This is a genomic window from Bradyrhizobium sp. INPA03-11B, from assembly GCF_040446015.1.
GTDB lineage: Bacteria > Pseudomonadota > Alphaproteobacteria > Rhizobiales > Xanthobacteraceae > Bradyrhizobium > Bradyrhizobium macuxiense_A.
Genome location: NZ_JASGSR010000126.1, coordinates 1 through 22,540 on the forward strand (window position 1 = coordinate 1; position 22,540 = coordinate 22,540).

Annotated in this window: 31 protein-coding genes and 1 riboswitch; of the genes, 11 read left to right on the plus strand and 20 right to left on the minus strand. The window is 64.7% G+C overall.

The window, feature by feature from the left end; genetic code table 11:
• Nucleotides 1-70: 70 nt before the first annotated feature.
• On the minus strand, nt 71-877 hold the full coding sequence (locus tag QMZ05_RS33890; protein ID WP_353704702.1) for a L,D-transpeptidase: 807 nt from the start codon (nt 875-877) through the stop codon (nt 71-73).
• A 223-nt stretch (nt 878-1,100) separates the two neighbouring features.
• Here QMZ05_RS33890 and QMZ05_RS33895 point away from each other — a divergent pair, with 223 nt between their 5' ends.
• Together QMZ05_RS33895 and QMZ05_RS33900 are read left to right on the plus strand one after the other, a co-directional pair.
• Nucleotides 1,101-2,213 carry an AI-2E family transporter gene (locus QMZ05_RS33895; RefSeq protein WP_353704703.1) on the plus strand — a complete coding sequence of 371 codons (1,113 nt, stop codon included), beginning with the start codon at nt 1,101-1,103 and terminating at the stop codon, nt 2,211-2,213.
• A 116-nt stretch (nt 2,214-2,329) separates the two neighbouring features.
• A complete protein-coding gene (locus QMZ05_RS33900; protein WP_146989089.1) occupies nt 2,330-2,701 on the plus strand; it encodes a DUF883 family protein in 372 nt (123 codons plus the stop codon).
• 7 nt (nt 2,702-2,708) lie between these two features.
• On the opposite strand, the gene QMZ05_RS33905 is transcribed toward QMZ05_RS33900, so the two are convergent.
• Complete coding sequence (locus tag QMZ05_RS33905) at nt 2,709-2,843, minus strand: hypothetical protein (protein WP_353704704.1); 135 nt, start codon at nt 2,841-2,843, stop codon at nt 2,709-2,711.
• On the opposite strand from QMZ05_RS33905, the gene QMZ05_RS33910 reads away from it, so the two are divergent.
• A complete protein-coding gene (locus tag QMZ05_RS33910; protein ID WP_353704705.1) occupies nt 2,843-3,292 on the plus strand; it encodes a hypothetical protein in 450 nt (149 codons plus the stop codon). The genes QMZ05_RS33905 and QMZ05_RS33910 overlap by 1 nt on opposite strands.
• 179 nt (nt 3,293-3,471) lie before the next feature.
• Here the strand turns inward: QMZ05_RS33910 and QMZ05_RS33915 are convergent, their stop codons facing one another.
• The 6 genes from QMZ05_RS33915 to QMZ05_RS33940 form a co-directional block, all read right to left on the minus strand.
• Nucleotides 3,472-3,864, minus strand: a complete 393-nt coding sequence (locus QMZ05_RS33915; RefSeq protein WP_353704706.1) for a hypothetical protein — start codon at nt 3,862-3,864, stop codon at nt 3,472-3,474.
• 347 nt (nt 3,865-4,211) lie between these two features.
• Nucleotides 4,212-4,385: a hypothetical protein gene (locus QMZ05_RS33920; protein WP_353704707.1), complete on the minus strand. Its 174-nt coding sequence runs from the start codon at nt 4,383-4,385 to the stop codon at nt 4,212-4,214.
• Between the two features lie 134 nt (nt 4,386-4,519).
• Entirely contained in the window at nt 4,520-4,705 is a 186-nt protein-coding gene (locus QMZ05_RS33925; RefSeq protein WP_146989086.1) for a hypothetical protein, read from the minus strand.
• A gap of 80 nt (nt 4,706-4,785) precedes the next feature.
• Entirely contained in the window at nt 4,786-5,712 is a 927-nt protein-coding gene (locus tag QMZ05_RS33930; protein ID WP_353704708.1) for a DMT family transporter, read from the minus strand.
• Between the two features lie 38 nt (nt 5,713-5,750).
• Nucleotides 5,751-6,431, minus strand: a complete 681-nt coding sequence (locus tag QMZ05_RS33935) for a transglutaminase family protein (RefSeq protein ID WP_353704709.1) — start codon at nt 6,429-6,431, stop codon at nt 5,751-5,753.
• A 70-nt stretch (nt 6,432-6,501) separates the two neighbouring features.
• A complete protein-coding gene (locus tag QMZ05_RS33940; protein WP_050425834.1) occupies nt 6,502-6,723 on the minus strand; it encodes a hypothetical protein in 222 nt (73 codons plus the stop codon).
• Nucleotides 6,724-6,884: 161 nt separating this feature from the next.
• On the opposite strand from QMZ05_RS33940, the gene QMZ05_RS33945 reads away from it, so the two are divergent.
• The gene (locus tag QMZ05_RS33945) at nt 6,885-7,139 is read left to right on the plus strand and encodes a hypothetical protein (protein WP_353704710.1); all 255 of its coding nucleotides are present in this window, start codon (nt 6,885-6,887) and stop codon (nt 7,137-7,139) included.
• Nucleotides 7,140-7,298: 159 nt separating this feature from the next.
• Here QMZ05_RS33945 and crcB read toward each other — a convergent pair whose 3' ends face one another.
• The 4 genes from crcB to QMZ05_RS33965 all read right to left on the minus strand — a co-directional run bounded on the left by crcB (nt 7,299) and on the right by QMZ05_RS33965 (nt 8,382).
• Entirely contained in the window at nt 7,299-7,685 is a 387-nt protein-coding gene (gene crcB, locus QMZ05_RS33950; RefSeq protein WP_353704711.1) for a fluoride efflux transporter CrcB, read from the minus strand.
• Nucleotides 7,682-7,855, minus strand: a complete 174-nt coding sequence (locus tag QMZ05_RS33955; protein WP_353704712.1) for a hypothetical protein — start codon at nt 7,853-7,855, stop codon at nt 7,682-7,684. The genes crcB and QMZ05_RS33955 overlap by 4 nt, the downstream gene beginning before the upstream one ends.
• A 69-nt stretch (nt 7,856-7,924) precedes the next feature.
• Nucleotides 7,925-7,985, minus strand: a riboswitch (Fluoride riboswitch).
• 60 nt (nt 7,986-8,045) lie between these two features.
• Entirely contained in the window at nt 8,046-8,168 is a 123-nt protein-coding gene (locus QMZ05_RS33960; protein WP_283805578.1) for a hypothetical protein, read from the minus strand.
• Between the two features lie 37 nt (nt 8,169-8,205).
• Nucleotides 8,206-8,382, minus strand: a complete 177-nt coding sequence (locus QMZ05_RS33965) for a hypothetical protein (RefSeq protein WP_353704713.1) — start codon at nt 8,380-8,382, stop codon at nt 8,206-8,208.
• 187 nt (nt 8,383-8,569) lie between these two features.
• Here QMZ05_RS33965 and QMZ05_RS33970 point away from each other — a divergent pair, with 187 nt between their 5' ends.
• Nucleotides 8,570-8,827, plus strand: a complete 258-nt coding sequence (locus QMZ05_RS33970) for a hypothetical protein (protein ID WP_353704714.1) — start codon at nt 8,570-8,572, stop codon at nt 8,825-8,827.
• Nucleotides 8,828-8,851: 24 nt separating this feature from the next.
• Here the strand turns inward: QMZ05_RS33970 and QMZ05_RS33975 are convergent, their stop codons facing one another.
• The 3 genes from QMZ05_RS33975 to QMZ05_RS33985 form a co-directional block, all read right to left on the minus strand.
• Nucleotides 8,852-8,989, minus strand: a complete 138-nt coding sequence (locus tag QMZ05_RS33975) for a hypothetical protein (RefSeq protein ID WP_353704715.1) — start codon at nt 8,987-8,989, stop codon at nt 8,852-8,854.
• 56 nt (nt 8,990-9,045) lie between these two features.
• The gene (locus QMZ05_RS33980) at nt 9,046-9,927 is read right to left on the minus strand and encodes a DMT family transporter (RefSeq protein WP_353704716.1); all 882 of its coding nucleotides are present in this window, start codon (nt 9,925-9,927) and stop codon (nt 9,046-9,048) included.
• Nucleotides 9,928-9,991: 64 nt separating this feature from the next.
• A complete protein-coding gene (locus QMZ05_RS33985) occupies nt 9,992-10,729 on the minus strand; it encodes a TetR/AcrR family transcriptional regulator (RefSeq protein WP_353704717.1) in 738 nt (245 codons plus the stop codon).
• 307 nt (nt 10,730-11,036) lie between these two features.
• On the opposite strand from QMZ05_RS33985, the gene QMZ05_RS33990 reads away from it, so the two are divergent.
• Nucleotides 11,037-12,248: a cytochrome P450 gene (locus QMZ05_RS33990; RefSeq protein ID WP_353704718.1), complete on the plus strand. Its 1,212-nt coding sequence runs from the start codon at nt 11,037-11,039 to the stop codon at nt 12,246-12,248.
• A gap of 98 nt (nt 12,249-12,346) precedes the next feature.
• Here the strand turns inward: QMZ05_RS33990 and QMZ05_RS33995 are convergent, their stop codons facing one another.
• On the minus strand, nt 12,347-13,159 hold the full coding sequence (locus QMZ05_RS33995) for a response regulator (protein WP_016847263.1): 813 nt from the start codon (nt 13,157-13,159) through the stop codon (nt 12,347-12,349).
• A 297-nt stretch (nt 13,160-13,456) separates the two neighbouring features.
• Between QMZ05_RS33995 and QMZ05_RS34000 the strand changes: the two genes are divergently transcribed.
• Complete coding sequence (locus tag QMZ05_RS34000) at nt 13,457-13,660, plus strand: NepR family anti-sigma factor (RefSeq protein WP_018269610.1); 204 nt, start codon at nt 13,457-13,459, stop codon at nt 13,658-13,660.
• A complete protein-coding gene (locus tag QMZ05_RS34005; protein ID WP_016847265.1) occupies nt 13,660-14,208 on the plus strand; it encodes a sigma-70 family RNA polymerase sigma factor in 549 nt (182 codons plus the stop codon). The genes QMZ05_RS34000 and QMZ05_RS34005 overlap by 1 nt, the downstream gene beginning before the upstream one ends.
• 120 nt (nt 14,209-14,328) lie before the next feature.
• Here QMZ05_RS34005 and QMZ05_RS34010 read toward each other — a convergent pair whose 3' ends face one another.
• Nucleotides 14,329-17,238, minus strand: a complete 2,910-nt coding sequence (locus QMZ05_RS34010) for an EAL domain-containing protein (protein ID WP_353704719.1) — start codon at nt 17,236-17,238, stop codon at nt 14,329-14,331.
• A gap of 220 nt (nt 17,239-17,458) precedes the next feature.
• On the opposite strand from QMZ05_RS34010, the gene QMZ05_RS34015 reads away from it, so the two are divergent.
• Nucleotides 17,459-17,824, plus strand: coding sequence for a methylamine utilization protein (locus QMZ05_RS34015; RefSeq protein ID WP_353704720.1), 366 nt, complete (start codon nt 17,459-17,461; stop codon nt 17,822-17,824).
• A 21-nt stretch (nt 17,825-17,845) separates the two neighbouring features.
• Here the strand turns inward: QMZ05_RS34015 and QMZ05_RS34020 are convergent, their stop codons facing one another.
• Nucleotides 17,846-18,829, minus strand: a complete 984-nt coding sequence (locus QMZ05_RS34020) for a hypothetical protein (protein ID WP_353704721.1) — start codon at nt 18,827-18,829, stop codon at nt 17,846-17,848.
• Between the two features lie 343 nt (nt 18,830-19,172).
• Here QMZ05_RS34020 and QMZ05_RS34025 point away from each other — a divergent pair, with 343 nt between their 5' ends.
• Nucleotides 19,173-19,301, plus strand: a complete 129-nt coding sequence (locus tag QMZ05_RS34025) for a hypothetical protein (protein ID WP_353704722.1) — start codon at nt 19,173-19,175, stop codon at nt 19,299-19,301.
• A 29-nt stretch (nt 19,302-19,330) separates the two neighbouring features.
• Here the strand turns inward: QMZ05_RS34025 and QMZ05_RS34030 are convergent, their stop codons facing one another.
• Complete coding sequence (locus tag QMZ05_RS34030; protein ID WP_353704723.1) at nt 19,331-20,359, minus strand: cytochrome c peroxidase; 1,029 nt, start codon at nt 20,357-20,359, stop codon at nt 19,331-19,333.
• A gap of 179 nt (nt 20,360-20,538) precedes the next feature.
• Nucleotides 20,539-22,200, minus strand: a complete 1,662-nt coding sequence (locus QMZ05_RS34035) for an HWE histidine kinase domain-containing protein (RefSeq protein ID WP_353704724.1) — start codon at nt 22,198-22,200, stop codon at nt 20,539-20,541.
• 110 nt (nt 22,201-22,310) lie between these two features.
• Here QMZ05_RS34035 and QMZ05_RS34040 point away from each other — a divergent pair, with 110 nt between their 5' ends.
• Entirely contained in the window at nt 22,311-22,454 is a 144-nt protein-coding gene (locus QMZ05_RS34040; protein WP_353704725.1) for a hypothetical protein, read from the plus strand.
• Nucleotides 22,455-22,540 lie beyond the last annotated feature (86 nt).

Here is a 22,540-nt window from a genome sequence, read left to right on the forward strand (position 1 = left end):
CCGCCGTCCCGAACGCCCACCGCCTCACGTGCCGCTTTGCCATCACCGACCCTCAGTACAACGCTGCTGCTCAGTACAACGACGAAGTCGCCGGGATGTTCATCGCCTGACGGCCGGATGGCAGCGTCATCACTGCGGGGCGCGGCTGCACCGGCGCCGGCCGGACCGAAATCTGCGTCGTGCTCGGGCCGAGTTCGCGCGCGGCAAGATGGGCTGCGTTCTTCGGCAGCACCACGACTTTGGTGCCGATATCGACCCGGCTGAACAGGTCGGAGACGTCTTCATTGGTCAGGCGGATGCAGCCCGACGAGACGAACTTGCCGATCGTCGACGGATCGTTGGTGCCGTGGATGCGGTACTCGCTGGAGCCGAGATACATCGCGCGGGCGCCGAGCGGGTTGCCCGGACCGCCGGCCATGAAGCGCGGCAGATAGGGCTGGCGCTTGATCATCTCGGCCGGCGGATGCCAGTCCGGCCACTCCGCCTTGCGGCTGATCGTCTGGGTGCCGGCCCAGGTGAAGCCCTCGCGGCCGACGCCGACGCCATAGCGGATCGCGCGGCCGCCGCCGAGCACGTAATAGAGCGCGGTGTTGCCGGTATCGATAATGATCGTGCCCGCCGCCTCCGACGTGTTGAGCGCAACGGTGGTGCGGCGCAGCCGCTCCGGCAGCGCGCCGTCCTCGGTGGCGCCGCTCGAGGGATCGGTCATCGCCTCGTCGGCGGGGAATCCACCCGGCTGGGTCGACGCATAGCCGAGCACCTGCGCGCTGGCTGAGGTGGTGACGATGAATGGCGTCACGAGCAGGACGCTGGCGAAGGCAAAGGTGCGCGCCGCGCGCGACGCAAGCCGGCGGCTGGAAAGAGACTGCTGTGTCATGTGCTGCCCCTGGACGGGATGCGCATCGTGGTGATGCGATGCCAAGCCAACGCACGTGGCAGCCAGAGAGTTCCGGCGCGAATCGTCGCGAAGCCGCGATTGTCAACCCGCTACGTCTCACGAACCCGCGATGGAACTTCTGCCGCGGCGAGCCGTTGTCACGCGCAAGTTGTTACGCGCAATTTGATACGAAATTCATTTGTCCTCGTGCAGGAGGAAACTGGTGCGCGCCTTTCCGGGTGAACGTATGCTTGGCAACGCGCCCGAAGGCACGCCCCTCCCCGACAGCAAGGCCGAACTGCCGCCGGTGATCAGCCGCGCCGAGGTCGTCGCCTTCGCGCTGGTCGCGCTGCTGGTGATTGTCGTTGTCGGGGTGCTGTATCTGGCGCGCGCCTTCTTCCTACCGATCACCATGGCCTTCATCGTCGGCACCATGCTGTCGCCGGCGGCGAGCCTGCTCGAGCGCTACCGGATTCCGCGCGCGCTCGGCGCGGTGCTGATCGTGATCGCGGTCGGCGCCGCCGTGACCTTCATGGTCGGACTGATCGCCTCGCCCGTGATGGAATGGAGCTCGCGGCTGCCTGAGCTCAGCGCGATCCTGAAGCAGAAGCTGCACATATTCGACCGGCCGCTCGCGCTGTGGCAGGAATTGCAGAGCATGGTCGGCGGATCAGACCCATTGGCCACCTTCCAGCTGCCGAAATTCGAATGGGTGCAGCCGACGCTGGAATTCCTGTCGCCGACCTTCGCCGAATTCCTGCTGTTCGTCGCGACTCTGATCCTGTTCATCGCGAGCTGGAAGGATCTGCGGCGCGCGCTGGTGATGACCTTCAGCGAACGCGAAGCACGGCTGCGCACGCTGCGTATCCTCAACGAGCTCGAGATCCATCTCGGCAATTATCTGCTGACGGTGACGATGATCAATATCGGCGTCGGCATCATCGCCGGCGTGATCTGCGCCGCGACGGGCATGCCCAATCCGGCCGGGCTCGGCGCGCTCGCCGCGGCGCTGAACTTCGTTCCGATCATCGGCCCGGTCGCGATGTTTGTGACGCTGGTCGTCGTCGGCATCATCTCCGAGCCGACCATCGGCGCCGGACTGATCGCGCCGGCCTGCTTTACGGTCGTGACCTTCATGGAAGGACATTTCGTGACGCCGACGATCGTCGGCCACAGGCTGTCGCTGAATGCGCTCGCGGTGTTTCTCGCACTCGCGTTCTGGACCTGGCTGTGGGGCCCGATGGGCGCCTTCCTGTCGTCGCCGCTGCTGATCGTTGGATTGATCGTGAAAGAGCATTTGATGCCGGTCAATTCGCCGCAGCTGCCGGAAGGGTAACAAAGCGTTTTCAAGTGAAGAAAACGCGTCGAACAACAAGGCCCGGTTTCGCATCTGGAACCTTGCGTGGTGCGAAGCGTTTTTCTCCAAACACACACGTTCTCCGGGAGCTTTCGATGTCGAGCACGGACAGCGCATTTGGGATCAAGAACATGACGGACAAAGCGACCTACGAGCGCCTCGAAAAGGATGTCATCGCCGTGAAGAACGATATCGCCGCCCTTACCGAGCAGATCACCGACGCGCTCAACTCGTTTGCAAGCAACGCCGGCAAGCAGGCCCGCCGCCACTACAAGGATGCGCGCGCCAACGCGGAATCGACCTTCGACGACATGTCGGAGCGCGGCAGCGCGATGATGGGCGCGGCGCAGGAGGCTGCATCCTCGATCGAGGAGTCGTTGGAAGAGGTGATCACCCAGCGGCCGCTGGCGACCGTCGGCCTGGCGCTTGGCCTCGGCTTTTTGATCGGCGTCACCTGGCGGCGCTAGACGCTGCTCAACTGCGGCGGATGAGGCCTGCGATGGCGATCATGCGCAAACCATCGTTCTGGACGAGATGGCAGCGCTGGCGCACCGCCGCCTCGTTTGTCGATGCGCTTTTCACGGCAAGGTCGAAGACAAGGCTGGTCAATGCTTCAGCGGCTGATCGATGACGTCAAGGAATCCACCGCCAGCGCGCTGCGGCTGACGTCGCTGGCCGCCGCCGCCGCTATCGCGCTGTTCATCACCATCGCCTTCCTGTGCGCGGCCGCCTTCGTCTATGTGCTGCAGCACTACGGGCCGGTGGAGGCGTGCCTCTCCGGCGCCGCGCTATTCCTGGTCGTCACGCTGATCGCCGTCGGCGTCTACACCGCGCGCAAGCGCGAAATGCGGAGGCGCGCCGAGAAAGCGGCGAAGGCTGCGAAATCCGCTGCGGCAACCATGTTCGCCGATCCCGCATTGATCGCCACCGCGCTGCAGATCGTCCGCGCCGTCGGCGTGAAGCGGCTGATCCCGATCCTGGCAGTCGGCGGCCTCGCGCTCGGCCTGATGGCAAGCCGCGGTGCTGCGGGTAGCGACGAGGCGGAAGAGGAAAAATAGCTTTCTCGCTCACGAGAATGGCGCGAAACCAGCACCACCCAACCGTCGTCATCGCCCGGCTTTGACCGGGCGATCCAGTATTCCAGAGACAGCTGTTATTAAGCGGATAGGCCGCGGCGTACTGGATCGCCCGGTCAAGCCGGGCGATGACAGCGTTGCTTGTTGGACGTTCGCCCTGCTCACGTCACGCAGCGGCCGGGCTGCAGCAGCTTGGCCACTTCGGTCAGGACGCTGACCACGGGCTCGCAGGCGACCTTACGGGTGTCGCCGGGCCGTGCGGGGGCGGGCGCTGCAGGGTGATTGCGGGCCTCTTCCCGCGCCACGGGAACGCGGACCAGGACCGACGTATCGGGCAGCCGGTCGAGCTTCAGCACGACGGTCCGGCTCGGCAGGCCGGTCACCGGAAACGCGGCGCGGTCGGTCTTGGCGGCGCGATTGACCGCGCTCTCCGGCGCCAATTGAGTGGTGACCTGCTGCCCTCCAATGAGATCGTGGCCGGATGCCAGCTGGACCGCGCCAAGCGTCAATCCAAGCGCCAACGCAGCGAAAATTCCCTTTTGAATCTTTGACATGGTGATGTCCCTCGCCCCATGGAAATTCCCGTTGGCGATCACGGACACAACGCGAACGAAACCTGTGGGGTTCTCGCGTCCAGCCATCACTTAACCGTGTACGAAAAATTTTGATTCGCACGGAACGAGTCCAGGGGTCTGCGAGTCATTGCAAGAGCCGGTTATTCCCCCTGCCCCATTGACCGGCGACGTAGGGCGCGACCGTGGTGATGCCGGTCGCGCCCTGCTCTTTTTGGAGATTCGTCTTTTTGAAAGTTCGTCTGTCACGCCCTGCCGGCGCCCGATGTGTCAGCCGGCCTGTCACGCACGCGTCGCATTGAAGTCAGGTCGGGAAAGACCATCCGGCTTCAGGCATCATCGCTCGATGGCGTGTCCTGGGATCGAACAACCGTCACTTCACGGCATGACGGGCAACGACCGACATGAAACTTGATTCCGGTCGTCTGGTCGTCGACGAGCATCAATTCGCTCAAGGGCTCGCCGCATTTGCAGGTCACCGTCTCCTTATCGGCAAAATACATCTGACGTCCTCCATAAGCCTGGAGAGTTCATCGCGTCGTGAGGGCGAGCTCGCTTGCGCTGTGCTCGCCCCTCGTCTCTGCTCCTTCGGTCTGTCAGATCCGGACAATCCGGATGGCGGGGCGACTCCCGGCGGTTATTTCGAAGCGGACTGCGCCTGCGAGCGTGACTCGGCGGCTTCGCGCGCCTGCCGCTCGGCCTTGAGGCGCTGGAAATTGTCGTAGAAGGCCTTCTCGTTGGCGCGGTGCTCCTTCATCGCCTGCGACGCCTCTTGCTGACGCTGCGCATCACGCTCTTTCCGTTGCTGGGGAGTCAGATTCATGCGGCCTCCAACTAAGTTCTTGAATCAACGCCGGATTCAACGCACGAGGCCGGGAAAAGTTGCAATCGAGGGGAACTGGCCTATTTGCGCAGGCTGGCCCAGACGCCGCCGAGAATCAGCAAGCCGCCGACCAAATGGATCAGCTTCGGCGGCTCACCCAGAATGACCCAGGACAAGAGCGCGCTCGCGATCGGCGCGACGTAGAGCACGAGCGATGTCCGCACCGAGCCGAACCGTGCGCCGAGCCAGGCGAAGCCGGCATAGGCCATCAGGCCGGGCACGAGACCGGCGAACACATAGGCCTCGAACGCCCTCGCGTTGAACACCGCAGCCGGCGTCGCCCACATCTCCTGCAGGGCCGGCGGCAGCGAGCACAGCGCGCCCGCCGCCGAGAACAGGCTGACCCGCGCCAGCAGCGAGGCGCGCGGCGCGACACGGGATTGCACCAGCGTGTAGCCGGACCAGCCAAGCATCGCGCCCACCACCAGGAGATCGCCCCAGGCCGCGCTCGATTGGGTGAGCGTTTCCAGATGGCCGCCGGAGACGATCAAGAGCGCGCCGGCGAGCGCCAGCGCCGTGCCGAGCCATTGCAGCGGACCGATATGCTCGATGCCGAGCGCGGCCGAGATCAGCAGCACCATGATCGGCGACAGCGCGAAGATCAGCGCGATATGGATCGCGGTGGTGGTGATGCCCGCGATGTAGACCGGGCCGCCGCACAGGAACATGCCGAGGAAGCCTGCGGCGAGGATCGGCCAGAGGTTCTGCGCCAGCGGGATCTTGCCGTCGCGGATCGCCGCGATCGCAAACGGCGCCAGCCCGATGGCGATGATGCTCCAGCGGAAGAAGGCCAGCGAGAATGGCGGCACCGAGCCGGCAAGGCCGCGCGCCAGCACCTGGTTGGAGGCCTGCCCGACCGCGACCAGGATGAAGCCGGTCAGCGCGACCGCGTCCTCCCAGCCCGCGGCTGGACGGCTGACAGGCGCCTCCGGCAACTCCGCATCCATGACACCGCCCCCTCAGCCGGTGCGCAGGTCCGCGCCCGCTACTGCTCCGCCGCCTCCTGCTCCATGTCGCGGCCGGACATGTCCTCGCCCTGCATGTTGGCGTATTCGCGCGCCATCTCGCGCATCAGAAATTTGGCCGGGACGTCGTGATAGCTGCCGTGGTCGTTGACATATTGCATGTAGGCGCGCCCTTCGCCGTCGAAGGGATGCAGCAGCGCATCCGAACGGCCGTCGAAATCGAGCGGCTTGACGCCGAGCTTGGCGCACAGCGTGTCGTTGAAGGTCGGGGTCGCCTTGCGCCAGGCACCGTCGACGAACACTTCGGTGAAGCCGTGCCAGGTGAACAGGTCCGAGCCCATGCTCTCGCGTAGCTTCTCGGTGGTGAGATGGTTGCGGACATCGGCGAAGCCGACCCGGGCCGGGATGCCGTGGACCCGGCAGGCCGCGGCATAGAGCGCCGCCTTGCCGACGCAGTAACCGTTGCCGGCGGCGAGCACGCTGGAGGCGCGGTAGCTCTCCGGCGAGCGCATGCTGACATAGGGGTTATAGCGGATACCGTCGCGCACCGCGGTGTAGAGCCGGCTCGCGATCTCGCGCGCGCTGGCGTTGGCCGGGACGGCGGCGCGGGCGAACGCCTCGACGGCGGGATGGTCGCTGTCGACATATTCGCCGGGGTCGGTGTAGAGGCGGTTGATCGTATCGGGGAGTTGCTCGGTCATGGCGCAAGCTTAGCAAGCCATCAGCGCAGTTCAATGCAGCTGACGCAGCCCTGCCCCGCCAGAGTCCGGTTTAGTTCCTGAAGCGTTCGTCCCATTGCGGCGGCTGGTAGCTGCGCCGCTTGGCCTTGAAATATTCGCGCGCGAAATGGATGCCGATCCCGATCAGGAACGGCGGGGCGAGCGCGGCGGCGATCATGAACACGGTGATCGACTTCGGCGTCAGGATGTCCAGCACCATCGACGCCAGCAGCCACAGCGTGGCAGCAATCACCGCGACGTCGACATGCTTCATTCCCTCGCTCTTTCCCTTGGTCGTTCCGGGTTCCATCCTACCGGCTGGCCCCGCGTGCGCCAAGGATTCCGGCAGCAGCCAATACCTCCGGCCCTTCACTTTTTTGGAACGGTGCCCACACGGGCAATGTTGGTCCTGACAAACCGAACCCGGAGGCTGCGATGGGCAACTCCAGTGACATCCACGCCGGCGTCGACCATCCCGCGAGCCAAAACGGCGTCAACGACCCGGTCGGCGGGGTCGACGTGAAGCGGACCTTCAACGACAACCAGACGCCCCACGAACGCGCGCAATGGGCCGCCGACGTCCGCGCCGACGCCTCGCCCAGGAGCGGCGAAGCGTTCCTGCCCGAAGCGCTGCGTCGGCGGCCGACGTCGCCGATCAATCCGCGCACCGGCCGCCGCGCGACTGATTAGCGGCCGGTGAGACTAGCATATGCGTTCGTTGTCTATTCGACCCGTCATCCTGAGGTGCGAGCGAAGCGAGCCTCGAAGGATGAATCGGCCACCAGCCGGGCCGTCGATCCTTCGAGACGCCGCTACGCGGCTCCTCAGGATGACGGAAGGAGGGAGCAACTAGGCCGTGAACGTCCGCACCAGCAGCAGGCCGCCGAACAGCGCCAGGATCGAGAGCGCGACGGAGGCCGCGATATAGGCGCCGGCCGGCCATAGCTCGCCCCGCTGCATCAGCACAATCGCATCGAGCGAAAAGGTCGAGAAGGTGGTGAAGCCGCCGCAGATGCCGACGGTGAGAAACACCCGCACCGTCTGGCTGACGTTCCAGCTCAACGCGAACGACTCCGCGAAGACCCCGATCAGGAACGAGCCCACGATATTGATCACCAGCGTGCCCCAGGGAAATTCCGTGCCGACCAGGCGCCCCGCGCCGATCGCCACCAGATAGCGCGCGACCGATCCCAGCGAACCGCCGATCGCGACCGCCGCCAACAATTGAACGTTCAATTTCTTAACCTTCCTGCTCGCCACTCGACGACGCCTGTCACAAGTCCAACAACGAAGGTCGCGGCGACCAGCTCGCCCGGCGCGTCGACCAGCAGGGCGACGACACCGACGAGCCAGATCGACCCGACCAGCGACAATGCGATTGAGATTGAACCAGGAAGACCCGTCATGCTCTGCCCCCTTCTCATTCGCGGGGCGCGGCGGCGGGGCGGTGGCGCATGCTCCTACCGACGCTGTCGCGCCCGGTAGGAGTCATCAGCCTTGCGGCGGTTATCGGGGGACTCCATCCCCATCAAGGTGGGAATGGTAGGCGAGCAAAGCGGCGGGAGCAAGTGGCGCTCCCCTCGGCTTGTCGTCGCGTTACTCGCTCGTCGACAGCATCGCGTTCAGCTCGAAGGCTGTCTTCAGCTGATCGATGCGCGCGACGATCTGCTCACGCTCGGCGCCACGCGGCAGCTGCGCGAGCCGGTTCTCGAGCCGCATCCGATGTTCCTCGAGGCGCTGCTCGAATGTGTGGGGTTCAGATCGCTTCCGTCGTCGAATCGTCCTCTCCATCGTCCACCCTTGGCGGTTGCAAACCGGGGCTGTTGGCCCAGCGGTCCAGTTGATCGATGACCCGAGCGTGGCTCGCGCGCCGCGGTTTCGGCGCGCTCGGCTCCTCGGATAGTTTGCGGGGCAGCTTGACGTCGTTGGTCATGGCATCACTCCCGGCTTCCGCAAACATAACGGGACAGCCGGCCGGATCGTTCCCTATTTTTTTATCTAAACCATTGATTTTACTTGATAATGTTACTCAATCGGCGTTTTTGTATGGACTTGAGGAACCCGCCGCGAATTGGTTTGTTTAGCAGGTTACTCAATCAGCTAAGTCTGGGTTTATTGCGATGAATGAGTTACGCGCCGAGCGTCTCCAGGTCATGGTCTCGCCCGAGGAATTGGCTGCCTTAGACGATTTCCGCTTCAAGCACCGAATGCCGACCCGCGCCGCGGCGGTCCGCGAGCTGCTCAAGCTCGGTCTGGCCGGCGTCGGCATCGATGGGGCCGTGGATGGGGCAGCCGGAGTGAAATCCAGCGATTACGGGGTGTTCGATCGAGGGCCTGAAGGCCACACGCAGGGAGAGGACGCGCCAAGCGACAAGTGACGGCGCGCATTCACGGGTGGCCGTTCAGCCGACGAAGAGGTCCACGACCGCCTTCAGGGTGCAGACCACGAGCGCCGACGTGAACATCGCCGTGCCGAGATCTGCGAGATAAAGCAGCTGCGCCTTCTGCTCCGCATCGAGCCGCTCGATCGCCTTGCGCATGGCCAAGCTCCCTTTTCTGGAGAACGCGATGCGCCGATGTCCGTTCCAGCGCGGCCTCAGGCGCGTTGCAGCGCCAGCATCACGCCGCCGAGCGTCAGCGCCATGGCGCCGATCTCGCGCAGGCCCAGCGGCTCGCCGAGGATGATCGCAGCCGAGACCACGCCGATCACCGGCACCAGCAGCATGCCGGTCGATGCCGATGTCGGCGGCAGGCGGCGCAGCGTCTCGAACCAGGTGAGATAGCAGATGCCCATCGGCATCAGCGTCATGTAGGCGAAGCAGCCGAGGCCGAGCGGCGTGATCGCGGCATAATTCGGCTGCTCGAAGCAAACGCCGAGCAGCAGCATGACGAGACAGCCGATGCCGACCTGCCAGGCGACCACCGCTAGCGGCGGCATCGGCAGCGGCTTGCGGTTCAGCACATTGCCGAGCGCGAACAGGATGGCGCAGGCGAGCGCCAGCGCAATGCCGGTGAACTTGCCGGCGCTGAACGCAAAGCCGCCTCCGCCGAGCAGCAGCGCAACGCCGGCGATGCCGAGCACCAGCGCGGCCAGGTCCCGCAGCGTCGGGCGGCTGTGCAGCACCGGCCAGGCAAACAGCATCGCCCAGATCGGCATGGTGTAGGCGAGGAGCGCGCCCTCGCCGACCGTGACGAATTTCATCGCGATGGTGCCGAAGCCCATCCAGGCAAAGACATTGGTGAAGGAGGCGAACAGCAGCCGCGGAATCGCCTCGCGCGGCACCGCGAGCGACTGGCCGCGCGCCAGCGCCAGCGTTCCCAGGATCACCGCCGCGCAGGTGCCGGCAAGCCCGCGCGCGAACAGCGGCGGCCATTGCTGCAACAGCAGCTTCATCAGCGGCCAGTTCAGGGCCCAGCCGAACGCCGTCACTACCAGGCAGAGGAAGCCAACCGTCCTGTCGCGTTGCGTCGTGTCCATCGGCCGCGCTTAGCAGGCGAAGCCATGCGATTCCACTTCGCCTCGCGCATGCCGCGTCGCCCTGTCAGGCAAAGGTGCCGATCGTGATCCGCGGCCAGCCTTCGCTTTTCCGCGCGGCAGCAAGCTTGCTCGTCCAGGCATCGATCAGGCTTGCGATCAGGAGACGGCCGGTGCCGCGCATGTCGGGCAGTTTCATGGTCGGCGTGCCTAGCGTCAGCGCGACCACGCCATGGGTCGCCGCGAGCAGCGCGGTCGCCAGCCGCTGCGGCAGGCCCGGCGCCGGCTCGGCGCCATGTGCCGCCAGAAATTCCCGCACCGAGACCACGAACAGTTCGTAGCTGCGGCGCGCGATCTCGGTCTCGCCGAAATAGACGCCGTCGGGAAAACGGCGGTCCTCGACGGTGCCGGACATCGAGAACAGCGATCGGAAGTGATCGGGATTGTCGGCCCAGTAGTCGAGATAGGTTTCCATCACCCGCCGCAGCCGCAGATCACTGTCGGCGGTCTGCGCGCGGACCCGTTCGAGTGCTTCTGCAACCGCTTCGAGGTTCTGCTGCTTCACCGCGAGCAGCAGCAGCAGCTTGGTCGGGTAGTATTTGAGGACGGTGCCCTTCGAATAGCCGATCGCGTCGGCGATCTTCTGGATCGAGACGGTCTCGAGCGTGCCGGCGGCGAATTCCTTGCGCGCGGTCTCCAGGATCAGCGCCTTCAGCGCCTCCTTGTCGGCCTCCTGGCGGGCCCTGCGCTGAAAGCGCCGCGCGCCCTTGCTGGGTCGCTCCTCGATCGACATGGCCGTCTCCATGATGAGATCCGGTCGAGCTGGAGCAGCGTCGAAACTTCACCTCTCCCTTGGGAGAGGTCGATTTGCGCAGCAAATCGGGTGAGGGGTTACGGCCCATCGAGAGCAAGAGCCCTCACCCGGATTGCTTCGCAATCCGACCTCTCCCCAACGGGGAGAGGTGAACCGAGACCGCGCCAAGCCGATTCAACCGAATCTCATTCGCGCTTTAGAGCCTTTTCGGTTCCGATGGAATCGAAACGAGGCCGTCTTGCCATACCCCAGTTAATTGACTATGGTCAATTAACTGATCACAAGATGGGAGGATGCAATGAGCGCGCATGCGAGCCCCCTAGCCGGCGACATTGTCCGCAGTGACTTCGATCCATTCAGCCCGGCGACGCGGGCCGATCCCTACAGCACCTACGCGGAGTTGCGTGCCGCAGCGCCGGTCGTTCGCTTGACGCGCTACGACATCTGGGCCGTGCCGCGCTTTGCCGAGGTCAAGGCGATCTTCGGAGACCATTTCAATTTCAGCAACGCCGGCGGCGCCGGGCTTGCCAACCACTTCAAGGAAAAGCCGTGGCGGCCGCCGAGCATCGTGCTGGAAGCCGATCCGCCGCTGCATACCCGGACCCGCGCGGTGCTGGCGCGGATCCTCTCGCCCGGCGCGATGCGGCGGCTCGCCGATGACTTCAAGGCAAAGGCTGCAACGCTCATTGACGGGCTGGTCGAACGCGGATCGTTCGACGCCATCAAGGACATCGCGGAGGTGTTTCCGGTCAGCGTATTTCCCGACGCGCTCGGCATCGACCAGGAGGGCCGCGAGAATTTCCTGACCTACGGCGCGATGGTGTTCGCCGGCTTCGGGCCGGAGAACGACTATTTTCGCGAGCTGATGAAAGAGGCGCCGCGCGTGTTGCCCTGGGTGGCGGCGCGCTGTCAGCGCGAGGCACTGCGCCCGGGCAGCTTCGGCGCGCAGGTTTACGAGGCGGCCGACACGGGAGAGATCAGCGCGGAAGAAGCGCCGCTCTTGGTGCGCTCGCTGCTCTCGGCCGGGCTCGACACCACGATCAGCGCGATCGGCATGGCGCTGTACACGCTGGCGCGCCATCCCGAGCAATGGGCGTTGCTCGCCGCCGATCCGTCGCTGGCGCGCGCGGCGTTCGACGAGACGCTGCGGTTCGATTCGCCGGCACCGTTCGTGTTCCGCACCACGCCGCATGCCACCGAGATATCAGGCGTTGCGATCGGCAAGCACGAGAAGGTGCTGCTGCTGCTCGCCGCCGCCAACCGCGACGAGACGCGCTGGGAGCATCCCGACCGGTTCGACATCAGGCGGCGGCTGTCAGGACACATGGGCTTCGGCGTCGGCATCCACGGCTGCGTCGGGCAGATGGTCGCGCGGCTGGAGGCGGAGGCCGTGATCGCGGCGCTCGCCAGCCGCGTGAAGCAGCTCGACATTGCGGGCCCGGTCGCCTTCCGCGACAGCTCGGGGCTGCGGGCGCTCAGCGCCATGTCGGTCCGCGTCACGCCGAAATGACGTTGATGGCGGGCCGCGAACCGGGCCCGTGTCAAAACAGAACCGGCGCACCTTTCGGCACGCCGGTCTGCATCTTGCCCGCTTTGCGTAAACTCAGGTCATGCCGACGCCGCGCGCGGCGTGCGGTTGCGCGAGTTGCGCTGGAAGAACAGCGCCTGGCTCGCCACCGCCGACACCATCGCCGGCTGGAACGGTTTCGAGATCAGGAAGGCCGGCTCCGGCCGCTCGCCGGTCAGGAAGCGCTCCGGATAGGCCGTGATGAACACCACCGGCACCTCGAAGGTCCGCAGCAGCTCGTTCACCGCATCGAGGCCCGACGAGCCGTCGGCGAGCTGGATGTCGGCGAGGATCAGGCCGGGCTTCTTGTTCTTGGCGAGCGCCACCGCATCGGAATGGGTGCGCGCGACGCCGATGACATTGTGGCCGAGATTCTTCACCAGGCTCTCGAGATCCATCGCGATGAAGGTCTCGTCCTCGATGATCAGGACGTCGGTGGCGATCTCGGCGGCCATCTCGCGGCCGGCCGCATCGGTCAGCTTGCGCGTCTCGGCGATATCGGTGCCGAGGATGTAGCCGACCTCTTCCTCCGAGAAGCCTTCCAGCGACAACAGCAGGAAGGCCTGCCGCGGCAGCGGCGTGATGTTGGAGAGCCGGCGCTCCGGCGGCAGCGACAGCGTCGCCACGTCGGCGTTGTCGTTGTTGTTCACCGAGACCGAATTCCAGATCTGGGTGAACAGCCGAAACAGGCCGGCGCGCGGGCCGTGCGTCTGGTCCAGCAATGATCCGTCCTGCAACAGGGCCTCGAGCATGGCCCCGACATAGGCGTCCCCCGACGCCTGGTTTCCGGTCAGTGCGCGAGCGTAACGGCGCAACAGCGGAAGGTGTTCGGCAACGATCTGCGATCGGGACATTCCCACTCCATCCTTGTTCTTAGGCCTGGGCTGTTGGCCTTGTGGCCTGAAACCCGTTGTCTGGGGACGACAGAATCCCGCTCCGAGAATCCAGTTTCTGGGGCGACCCCGGTTCCCCTGCATGCCCGACTACGCGCGAAAGCCGAAAAAGTTCCACGAAATAGTTCCAGCCTTCCGGAACTTTCTGCGCAACTTTGCATTAGCTCCAGACCGACGAGGCAACGCGGCCAGCCTCTTTTTTCGAGGAAACATCTTGGAAATCAGAGACTTAACTCCCGGGGAAGCGTGGATCAGATCATGAAGGAAGTAAAGAAGCAGGGCGGTCTCAACGCCGAGATTCAATCGAGAATCGGCCACCAGCTGCGCGCCATGTACGACGATGTGGTGCGGCAGGGGGTGCCCGACCGCTTTGCGGAGCTGATCCGCAAACTCGACGGGCCCGAAGCGGCCGCGGCGGCCGTGGCCGGGGGCGATACCGACAAGAACAATGGAGGGGACTAATGCCTCTCACGAATGAACTTCGCGACGACATCCTGGCGTCGGTCCCGAGCCTGCGCGCGTTCGCGATCTCGCTGTCCGGTAATGGTGACCGCGCCGACGATCTGGTGCAGGAGACCCTGCTGCGGGCGATCGCCAACATCGACTCGTTCCAGCCCGGCTCCAACCTTCCCGCGTGGTTGTTCACCATCCTGCGCAACCTGTTTCGCTCCGACTACCGGAAGCGGCGGCGCGAGGTCGAGGACGCCGAGGGCAACTATGCCAAGACGCTGAAGAGCCAGCCGTCGCAAGCCGCGCATCTGGAGTTCGAGGAATTCCGCGCGGCGCTCGAAAAGCTGCCGCAGGACCAGCGCGAAGCGTTGATCCTGGTGGGTGCCTCCGGCTTCTCCTACGAGGATGCCGCGGCGATCTGCGGCTGTGCGGTCGGCACCATCAAGAGCCGCGTCAATCGCGCGCGCTCGAAGCTCTCCGCGCTGCTCTATGTCGACAGCGCCGAGGATTTCGGCCCCGACAACACCGTGCGCGCCGTGATCGGCGGCAATGGCGGATAGCCAGGCGCGAGCGCCACTGAATAAAGAGGCGGCCCTCCGGTGGGCCGCCTCTTTTGCTTTCGGAAGCGACAGGTCACGTTCACGCGACCGATCTACGTAGAGGCCATATGATGCTTGGGTCTAGCCCGCCATCGCCTGCTTGACGGCCGGCGGCTTGAAGCCGTTCCTCAATTCGAGGATCTTGGCCGCGATCTCGGTCACTGGGACCGGATGACTGATCAGGAAGCCCTGGGCCTCGTTGCAGCCCTCGGCGCGCATGTGGTCGAGCTGCTCGACCGTCTCGATGCCTTCGGCGATCGTGGTCATGCCAAGGCTTCTGCCAAGGCTGATGACGGCGCGCACGATCGATTTCGATCCATGCGTCGCGGTCGCGTCGCGCACGAAGGATTTGTCGATCTTGAGCTTGTCGAATGGAAAACTGCGCAGATAGCTCAGCGACGAATAGCCGGTGCCGAAATCGTCGAGCGCGATCCGCACGCCCTGCGCTTTCAGCCTGTGCAGCGTTGCAAGCGTCTCGCTGCTGTTCGCAAGGAAGACGGATTCGGTGATCTCGAGCTCGAGCCGGCGCGGCGACAATTTTGACGCCGCCAGCGCATTGACGACGACGTCGATGAAGTTGGGATCACGAAACTGCACCGCAGAGACGTTGACCGCGAGCTTCATCTCGCTCGGCCAGGTGACGGCCTGCTCGCAGGCGCGGTCGAGCACCCATTCGCCGAGCGGACCGATCAGGCCGATCTCCTCCGCGATCGGGATGAACTGGTCCGGCGGCACCAATCCGCGCTTCGGGTGATGCCAGCGCAGCAGCGCCTCGAAGCCGCAGATGCGGTCGAGATGGAGATCATAGAGCGGCTGGTAGAACAGCGAGAATTCGTCCTTGCCCATCGCCTCGCGAAGGTCGAGCTCGATCGCCCGCCGCCTCTGCAGGCTGGCGTCCATCGCAGGCTCGAAGAAGCGCCAGGTGCCCCGGCCCTCCATCTTGGCGCGGTACAGGGCGACGTCGGCATTCTTCAGCAACTTCTCGCCGGTGGTGCCGTCGCCCGGCGACATCGAGATGCCGACGCTGCAGCCGACCACGACGCGATGCCCGTTCAGCTCATAGGGCGCGCCGACGCATTCCACGATGCGCCGAGCCAGACGTTCGGCCTCCTCGCCGCCCTGGACGCCACACTGGATGACCGCGAACTCGTCGCCGCCCAAACGCGCAACCGTGTCGATCTCGCGGACGCAGGCGTTGAGCCGGTCCGCGACCGCACACAGCAGTTCATCGCCGACCGGATGCCCGAGCGTGTCGTTGACCTGCTTGAAATTATCGAGATCGAGGCAGAACACCGCAAAGCCGGATCCGCGGCCGACCTGAGCGACCGCGAGCTCGATCCGTTCGGCGAGCAGCGTGCGGTTCGGCAGCTTGGTCAGGGCATCGTGCCGGGCCATGAACGCGATCTGCGACTCGGCCCGCTGCTGTTCGGTGACATCCTCGCAGGTGACGAGCCAGCCGCCGTCGGTTGTCGGCCGTTGCGCGATGGCGATGATCCGTCCATCGCTGAGATGCTGCAGATAGTTGCCCTCGTGCTGGGCCATCGATCGCTCGCGTTCCATCAGCAGGTCGGCGACAGTCCGCTCGCCATGATTGCCGGCGGCGACGCTGAGGCCGAGCACGTCTTCCATGGTCATTCCGGGAACGACGAGCTCCGGCGAAATATCGAAGATTTCGCAGAACCGGCGATTGGCGACCTGCAGCCGCGCCTCGCCGCTGTAGAGGCACAGCCCTTGCGACATGTGCGTAAGCGCCGCATCGAGCCGCAGATTGGTCTCATGCAGCTCCGCCTTCTGCAGCTTCAGCGCGGAGATATCACTGTAGACCAGGACGACACCGCCCTCCTGCGTCTCGCTGCGGCTGACACGCAGCCAGCGTCCGTCCGAAAGCTGCGCCTCGCTGGCAAAACCATCGATGTCACCGTCGGCCGGCGCTAGGCTCGGGGCATCGAGCCGATCCGACTGCAGAAGCTGGGGCGAGAGGCGGATGAATTCGCTTGCCCGCGAGTTGGCCAGCGCGATCTGGCCGTCCGCATCGAGCAGCACGACGCCTTCGCGCGACGTTTCGAGCGCATCGGACAGCCGCGCCTGCGCGGAGCGGCGTTGCGACACTTCCTGATCGACCATCCGCCTGATGTTGTCGCGCATGGTTTCCATCGCGGTCAGCAGCGTGCCCAGTTCGTCGGTACCGCCCTTGGGAACGGTCGCGTCGAGGTCGCCGCCGGCGATGCTGCGCGCGGCCCGCGATGCAATGGCGACGGGGCCGATGATGCGGCGCGCCAGCAACCACGAGAACAGCGCCGACAGGAACAGCGCAACCGTCAGCCCGGCGACGTTGAGCTGCAGGTCCCGCTTGATCGTCGAGAGCGCCTTTTGCCGGAACAGAAAGCCGTCGCCGGCCGTATAGTTGACCAATAGCTCAACCTGCTGGCTGACGATCTTGGAGTAGCGATCGACGTCGCCGACCGTGGTGCTCGATGCGCGCGGATCGACCGCCGGATTTTCCTCCACAGACGATCCGATCGCGCGGCGATGCAGCGCCATCCAGGCGTCGGCGGCTTCCTGAACCTTTGCCGCGGCTTGCGCAGCCCGTGTGGACTGCGACCGGTCGGCTGCGATCGTCAAATCCTCCGAGAGCGTCTTCGCGAGCTTCTCGATCTCGCTGTCGAGGCTGGCACGAATCTCAAGATCGGTGGTCAACAGGCGCTGCGACGACGCGACCCGCATCGAGGCGAAGTCCGCACCGGCGGCGCGGGCATAATTGATCGACATCAGGGATTCGTCGAACGTCTTGGCCACCAGATCGCCGGCATGGCGGATGCCGAGGATGGAGTATCCGCCGAGCGCGACGGCAACGGCACTCATCGCGAGACAGAAAATCAGGATCTGGGCGCGGATCGAACCCGTGGTCAGGGCAAGACGCGACAGGCGGCCGGTGGCGAACCGAATGGCTGCACCGGTCTTTGTCTTGAGGTTGCCTAATAGGCTATCCATACCCGCGTTTCGCCGTAGTGCTCGATGTTCAAGCTACGCAGAAACGCGCAGCGCTGCGGAAAAATGACTGTCTGCTCAAAATTGCCTTAGTAGTGACTGGAACTCATGCTGAAATCGTTAAGATCGGCTGGCGATAATCACCGTTACAGGTAATCCGGGGGGCGCCACTTGCACCCTGGAGGTGCCGATGTCGGGCGTTCGAGGTTCAAGCGGGGGTCTTATGCAGTCAGCCTTGTTGCGCGCTGTGCGCCTGGGCCGGTTCGGCCGCGTGCCATTTGCGGCGGCGATCGTCAGCGGAGCGCTAGCCGGAGCAGCTTTGGGCGCAGGCCCTTACGTCATTTCGCAGAAAGATCGTGAATTCAAGCCCGCCGAGATCTCGATCAAGCGCGGCGAGGCTTTACGATTCATTAACGATGATGGCGAGCTGCTGCATCACGCTTATTTGAGCAGCGATACGTTCAGTTTCGACTCGGGCGATCAGCAGCCGGGCAGCAAGTTCGACGTCACCTTCTCCGTGCCCGGCGACTACACCGTGCTGTGCGGCATTCATCCGAAGATGAAGCTCGCCGTCCACGTCGCCAAATAGCCCATTCGAGGCAACGACGATTTACAGGACCGACGTCTTGAAGAGCGCGGCGTGGCCGAAATAGTAGACGAACAACGTCAGCGACAGCGCGGCACAGAGCGCGACCGGAGCAAGCCACGGGGCGCGGCGATCGCGCGGCAACACCTTGTTGTCGGCGACGATCGCAAGCAGGACGGCGATGATCGCCGAGTGCCCGATGGTGTCGATCTTGCCGAACTCGAAGCATGCGCTGATGAACATCCCCGTCAGCACCGTCGCAGCGCAGCGCCGGATCAACGGCGTCCAGATCAAGGCGAAGGCGAGCGTGAATTCCACCATGCCGGCGGCGCGCATGTAGAACTCATTGTCGAAGCCGAGGGTCATCGAGGCGTGTTCGATCAGGAGCGGGAAGCTCCACTCCGGATAGGCCCATTTCTCGATCGAGGCCCACATCAGCGTCACCGCGGCGGCGTACCGCATCACGTCGATCGGCCGGATGCCGGACAGATCCTTGTTCAGCCCGATAAGCGCAAAATAGGCGGCAACGCCGAGAAAAATCGGGTAATCCGCAAGATGGAAGACGCCGTAGTCGCGGACGCCGACGCCGAACAGGATCGCCATGCCCACGGCCGACAGCGGCAGCGTGCGCCGCGACAGCATGCCGGCGGCGATGCCGAGCTGCAACGCGCCCACGAAGGGTGACGTCGTCTTCAACTCGGGTGTCAGCAGGATGCCCCCGACTGCCCAGATCGAGATGAAAAAGAACGCGGCAACCGCGCGCATCATCAACTCGGTGCGCAGCCGCAATGGCTCGGTGATGCGGTCCAGCACCCGGATCGTCGCATCACCCAGCGATGTGGGCTCGATCAGGCAGCCCGCGAACAGCCAGAAGACGGCGACGCCGAGCAGCAGTTCGAAGTCGAGGCAAAGGACGTTCTCGAGTCCCCGGGGCTGACCGGCAACATCGTAGGCGCAAAACCATTTGACATGTGCCTCGGCACTGCGCGCGGCTGTGACGCAAAACAAAACCGCTGCAAAGCACGTTGCGAAATAGGAGCGCACAGCCGAGCCGGCATTTCGCTCCTGCCCACTAAACATTGAACCAACCGCCCACACACACTTAAGGACTTGTTTAACTTATATCAAATTTTAGGCTTTGCGCCTGCCCGTGACACCCGCTGGTTGCATTGTGGTTAATTGCGGCAGGCAAGCCCCAGCCCGTCCCTCAGTGCCGTCTTTTCGGCCGGTTCCATCGAATTTTAGCTAATTCCGGCACGGGGGCTCAATTCAACTGTCGTAGTGAGACCCGGACAAATCGGATCGGGAGGCCGGTTACATGTTCGGAGCGTTGAGTATCGTGAGTATCGGGGTGGGGTCAGCCCTCGCCTACCTGACAAAGCCATCCGCTGAGCGCGCGGCAACGCTGGAGACCTGCGCGGGCGCGTTCCTGATCGTCGGGCTCGGCCTCTTGGGGGCCGCACTGCCGCACCTGGCCTGACGAGTCCTTTTCTAACCTCTCTGCGGCGGTCAGCGCGGCAGTTTGGGGACCCCCGCCACCGGCGGGGCGGTGGCGGTCAGGGTTTGCAGGAAGGCGATCAGATCCTTCTTCTCGCCCGCGGTCAGAGACAACGGCTTGATGTCGGGCGACCGGCTCGGCCGCTCGATCCCGCCCTTGTTGTACAGCTCGATGACATCTTCCAGCGTTGCAACCGATCCGTCGTGCATGTAGGGCGCACGGCGCGCGACGTCGCGCAATGTCGGGGTCTTGAACGCGTATTTCAGCTTCGCCGACGTCGGGAAGAGACGGCCGCGCCCGATGTCGCTGCCCTTGGCGGTGCCGATATCCTGAAACGATCCATCGGAGAAGGACGGGCCACTGTGGCAGGACGAACACCGTCCCTTGCCGTTGAAGAGCTCGAAGCCCTGCTTGGCCGACGCGCCGATCGCGCTCTCGTCGCCCTTGATCCAGCGATCGAACGGCGCCTCGCCGGCAACGATGGAGCGCTCGAAGGTCGCCAGCGACTGCTCGATCCTCGGCCGCGTGATCGCGCCGTCTCCGAACGCGTGGGCGAATGCATCGACATAGCCTGGGATCGCCGAGAGCCGCGCGATCAAGTCCGCCTCGGTCATGTTGAGGTTCATCGGACTGAGGATCGGCCCGAACGCAACGGATTCGAGATCCTTGAACTTGCCGTCCCACCCCAGCGGCTCGAAGAAGGCCACGTCGATCAGCGTCGGCGAGCGGATCGGCAGGCCCTTCGGATCCTCGCCGATGGCCCGCGGGAGGCCGTCGGCCCAGGACAGGCTCGGCTTGTGGCAGCTCGCGCAGGCGTGCGTCTTCGACCGCGACAGCAGCGGATCGAAGAACAGCATCTGGCCGAGCGCGGACTTCGCCTCGGAATAGGGATTGCTGCTCGGGAAGGGAACGACGTCCGGCCGGCGATAGCCGGCCCTGACGGCCGCGGGGTCACGGGGCTCGGTCGCCGGGGTCAAGGCAAGCGACAGCCCTACCGGCAAAACTGCCGCGAGCAAGGTCAGGCTGACCCAAAGCCTCATCGGGGTCCTCAGACGGTATCCTGCTCGGTATATGCCCAAGCATGTTCAACGAAGTTTTAACGCTCGGTTGCGGGATATTACGGATGCCGGGGTGTCGGTCCCGGCCTATTCCCATCACCGTGAATACGATCAATCCGCGTAGTGCTCGATCGACACAATCTGTGGCGGCTGCGGCCGCTCTATTTCTTCACCGGACGGACCGGCGCGGAGAACTGCTCGGTGCGGTCGCGCTCGGTCATGTCGACCACGGTGTCCATCGGCGCGGTCAGCTCGTAGACATAGGAGACGTCGGTGAAGTAGCGCTTGGCGGTGCCGCCGAGCGCTTCGGGCGCGACACGGTCGAGCAGGATCAGGCCGAAATCACTGTCGGCCCGCCGCGTCGCCTGGCTGGTGTTGAACTCCTCCCAGCGGAAATGGAAGACCGCGTCCGCATTCTCGCCGACCACCTCCCAGTTCGCGACGATGTGCGGATGCTTACCGACCAGCGACAGGCCCTCGTCGGAGTGCGAGGCGAGCTCGAAGAACAGCAGCGACAGCGATTGCGCGGCGCGAGCGCTGACGGTGATATCGGGGCCGTTCACCGCGATCCGGTCGGCATGCGGAATCGCGCGGGATTCGAACAGGCCCTTCAGCTTGACGCCCTGCCACTGGCTCTCGCTCAGCAGCGTGACGACGTTCGACATCGCGTGGATGCGCCCGATCAACAGTTCGCGCGCCACGTCGATATCGGCGCCGTGCCGCAGCGTGCGGGTCACGATCGACTGGATCACCGCGAGGATATTCTTGACCCGATGGTTGAGCTCGTCGATCACAGCAGTCAGCCGGCGCTCGAAGCCGATCCGGACCTCGATCTCGCGGCTGAGCCGCAAATTGTTGTAGGCGACGTAGCCGAACAGGCCGCAGACGATGCCGGTCAGCGCAAGCCCGATCGCCGCGACAATGGTCGCGGTCTGCTGCGCCCGCACCGTCGCGTTGCTCTTGGCGTAATAGTCGAGCGACCAGTCACGGCCGCCGAACGTCACCGTGCGGACCATCGACGGCGACGGGCCGTCCTGGCGCACCGCGCGCGAGGTGACGATGCCCTGCTCGTTGGCGGTGAATTCGTCGTTGGAATCGCGCGGATCCTTCAGTGCCACCGCGAACAGCGAGGAATCGTCGTTGGTCAGCATCAGCGCCGACAATTCATACGAGAAGGTGATGAAGCCGGCCGGCTCCGAGGCACCCTCCTGGAACACCGGCGCGGCGAGCACGACGCCGACCGGGCCGTTCTGCCGCAGCAGCGGCACGGGGTCCGAGGCCACCGGCTTGGCATTGGCCATCGCCCGCGCCAGCATCGGACCGACCACCGAGTGACGGTCGAAGGCGCGGCCGGGGATGCTCAAGGTCTCCGGATTGCGCGGCTCGACGTCCATCAGCACGTTGATCGGCATGTCGAGCGCCTTGAGGTCGAGCGCCTGGTCGTCGAAATCCCGGATCGTCGGATTGGTGAAGCCGTTGGCCTTCAGCTCGGCCTCCGCTGCGCTCAGCTCGTTCGGCTTGAGCCGCGCGATCCAGGCGGCGACGACGAAATCGGTCTTGAAGGCATAGATCGCCGAGCGCAGCGGCTGCAGCATGTTGGCCTTCACCATTGAGGGCGTCTTGAACAGACCCGAGGCCACCCGCGCCAGCAGCTCGCGCTCGGTCAGGCGGTCCTGCACCAGACTGGCATGGACGTCGATCGCCCGCGCCAGCGCGATGCCGTCGATCGCGAGCTCCTGATCGTGCACCCGATAGGCGGCAAGACCGGAGAGCAGAACTCCGATCAGTGCAATCAACGCAACGATGAAGCCCAGTCGAACCACACGCTTACTCGGCAATCAGGGGGTGGCGAAAGGGGACTGAAGGCATCTGGTTTCTGCGGGGGCGGCGACAAATCAGGGAGCGATGAACACCAGCCGCAAAGCAATATGGAATGGCGATCATCGGTACGCAACTGGAGCCGGTCGGCAACATTAACGACGACGCCACCCGGCGGTCTTTGGCGGCGCCAAAGGTTGCTAATCGTCAAAGTTGGAATTTGTTCCGGCGATTGCGCAGCTTTTTTGCGGCGGGGTGATCGAGATCGCGAAATCACTTTCGTCAGAGCTCGGGGCACACCCCTCTCCCCCCACCCTCCCCCGCAAGGGGGGAGGGAGCCTGACC

Bases quoted from the DNA above. Each gene is read 5' to 3' on its own strand.
- QMZ05_RS33970 (WP_353704714.1), top strand. From the start codon at position 8,570: ATGAATGAGTTACGCGCCGAGCGTCTCCAGGTCATGGTCTCGCCCGAG.
- QMZ05_RS33900 (WP_146989089.1), top strand. From the start codon at position 2,330: ATGTCGAGCACGGACAGCGCATTTGGGATCAAGAACATGACGGACAAA.
- QMZ05_RS34000 (WP_018269610.1), top strand. From the start codon at position 13,457: ATGAAGGAAGTAAAGAAGCAGGGCGGTCTCAACGCCGAGATTCAATCG.
- QMZ05_RS34030 (WP_353704723.1), bottom strand. From the start codon at position 20,359: ATGAGGCTTTGGGTCAGCCTGACCTTGCTCGCGGCAGTTTTGCCGGTA.
- QMZ05_RS34005 (WP_016847265.1), top strand. From the start codon at position 13,660: ATGCCTCTCACGAATGAACTTCGCGACGACATCCTGGCGTCGGTCCCG.
- QMZ05_RS33945 (WP_353704710.1), top strand. From the start codon at position 6,885: ATGGGCAACTCCAGTGACATCCACGCCGGCGTCGACCATCCCGCGAGC.
- QMZ05_RS33915 (WP_353704706.1), bottom strand. From the start codon at position 3,864: ATGTCAAAGATTCAAAAGGGAATTTTCGCTGCGTTGGCGCTTGGATTG.
- QMZ05_RS33980 (WP_353704716.1), bottom strand. From the start codon at position 9,927: ATGGACACGACGCAACGCGACAGGACGGTTGGCTTCCTCTGCCTGGTA.
- QMZ05_RS34010 (WP_353704719.1), bottom strand. From the start codon at position 17,238: ATGGATAGCCTATTAGGCAACCTCAAGACAAAGACCGGTGCAGCCATT.
- QMZ05_RS33965 (WP_353704713.1), bottom strand. From the start codon at position 8,382: ATGACCAACGACGTCAAGCTGCCCCGCAAACTATCCGAGGAGCCGAGC.
- QMZ05_RS33985 (WP_353704717.1), bottom strand. From the start codon at position 10,729: ATGGAGACGGCCATGTCGATCGAGGAGCGACCCAGCAAGGGCGCGCGG.
- QMZ05_RS33930 (WP_353704708.1), bottom strand. From the start codon at position 5,712: ATGGATGCGGAGTTGCCGGAGGCGCCTGTCAGCCGTCCAGCCGCGGGC.
- QMZ05_RS33990 (WP_353704718.1), top strand. From the start codon at position 11,037: ATGAGCGCGCATGCGAGCCCCCTAGCCGGCGACATTGTCCGCAGTGAC.
- QMZ05_RS33925 (WP_146989086.1), bottom strand. From the start codon at position 4,705: ATGAATCTGACTCCCCAGCAACGGAAAGAGCGTGATGCGCAGCGTCAG.
- QMZ05_RS33935 (WP_353704709.1), bottom strand. From the start codon at position 6,431: ATGACCGAGCAACTCCCCGATACGATCAACCGCCTCTACACCGACCCC.
- QMZ05_RS33995 (WP_016847263.1), bottom strand. From the start codon at position 13,159: ATGTCCCGATCGCAGATCGTTGCCGAACACCTTCCGCTGTTGCGCCGT.
- QMZ05_RS33960 (WP_283805578.1), bottom strand. From the start codon at position 8,168: ATGCGGCTCGAGAACCGGCTCGCGCAGCTGCCGCGTGGCGCCGAGCGT.
- QMZ05_RS34015 (WP_353704720.1), top strand. From the start codon at position 17,459: ATGCAGTCAGCCTTGTTGCGCGCTGTGCGCCTGGGCCGGTTCGGCCGC.
- QMZ05_RS33955 (WP_353704712.1), bottom strand. From the start codon at position 7,855: ATGACGGGTCTTCCTGGTTCAATCTCAATCGCATTGTCGCTGGTCGGG.
- QMZ05_RS33890 (WP_353704702.1), bottom strand. From the start codon at position 877: ATGACACAGCAGTCTCTTTCCAGCCGCCGGCTTGCGTCGCGCGCGGCG.
- QMZ05_RS33910 (WP_353704705.1), top strand. From the start codon at position 2,843: ATGCTTCAGCGGCTGATCGATGACGTCAAGGAATCCACCGCCAGCGCG.
- QMZ05_RS33975 (WP_353704715.1), bottom strand. From the start codon at position 8,989: ATGCGCAAGGCGATCGAGCGGCTCGATGCGGAGCAGAAGGCGCAGCTG.
- QMZ05_RS33940 (WP_050425834.1), bottom strand. From the start codon at position 6,723: ATGAAGCATGTCGACGTCGCGGTGATTGCTGCCACGCTGTGGCTGCTG.
- QMZ05_RS33920 (WP_353704707.1), bottom strand. From the start codon at position 4,385: ATGTATTTTGCCGATAAGGAGACGGTGACCTGCAAATGCGGCGAGCCC.
- QMZ05_RS34040 (WP_353704725.1), top strand. From the start codon at position 22,311: ATGGCGATCATCGGTACGCAACTGGAGCCGGTCGGCAACATTAACGAC.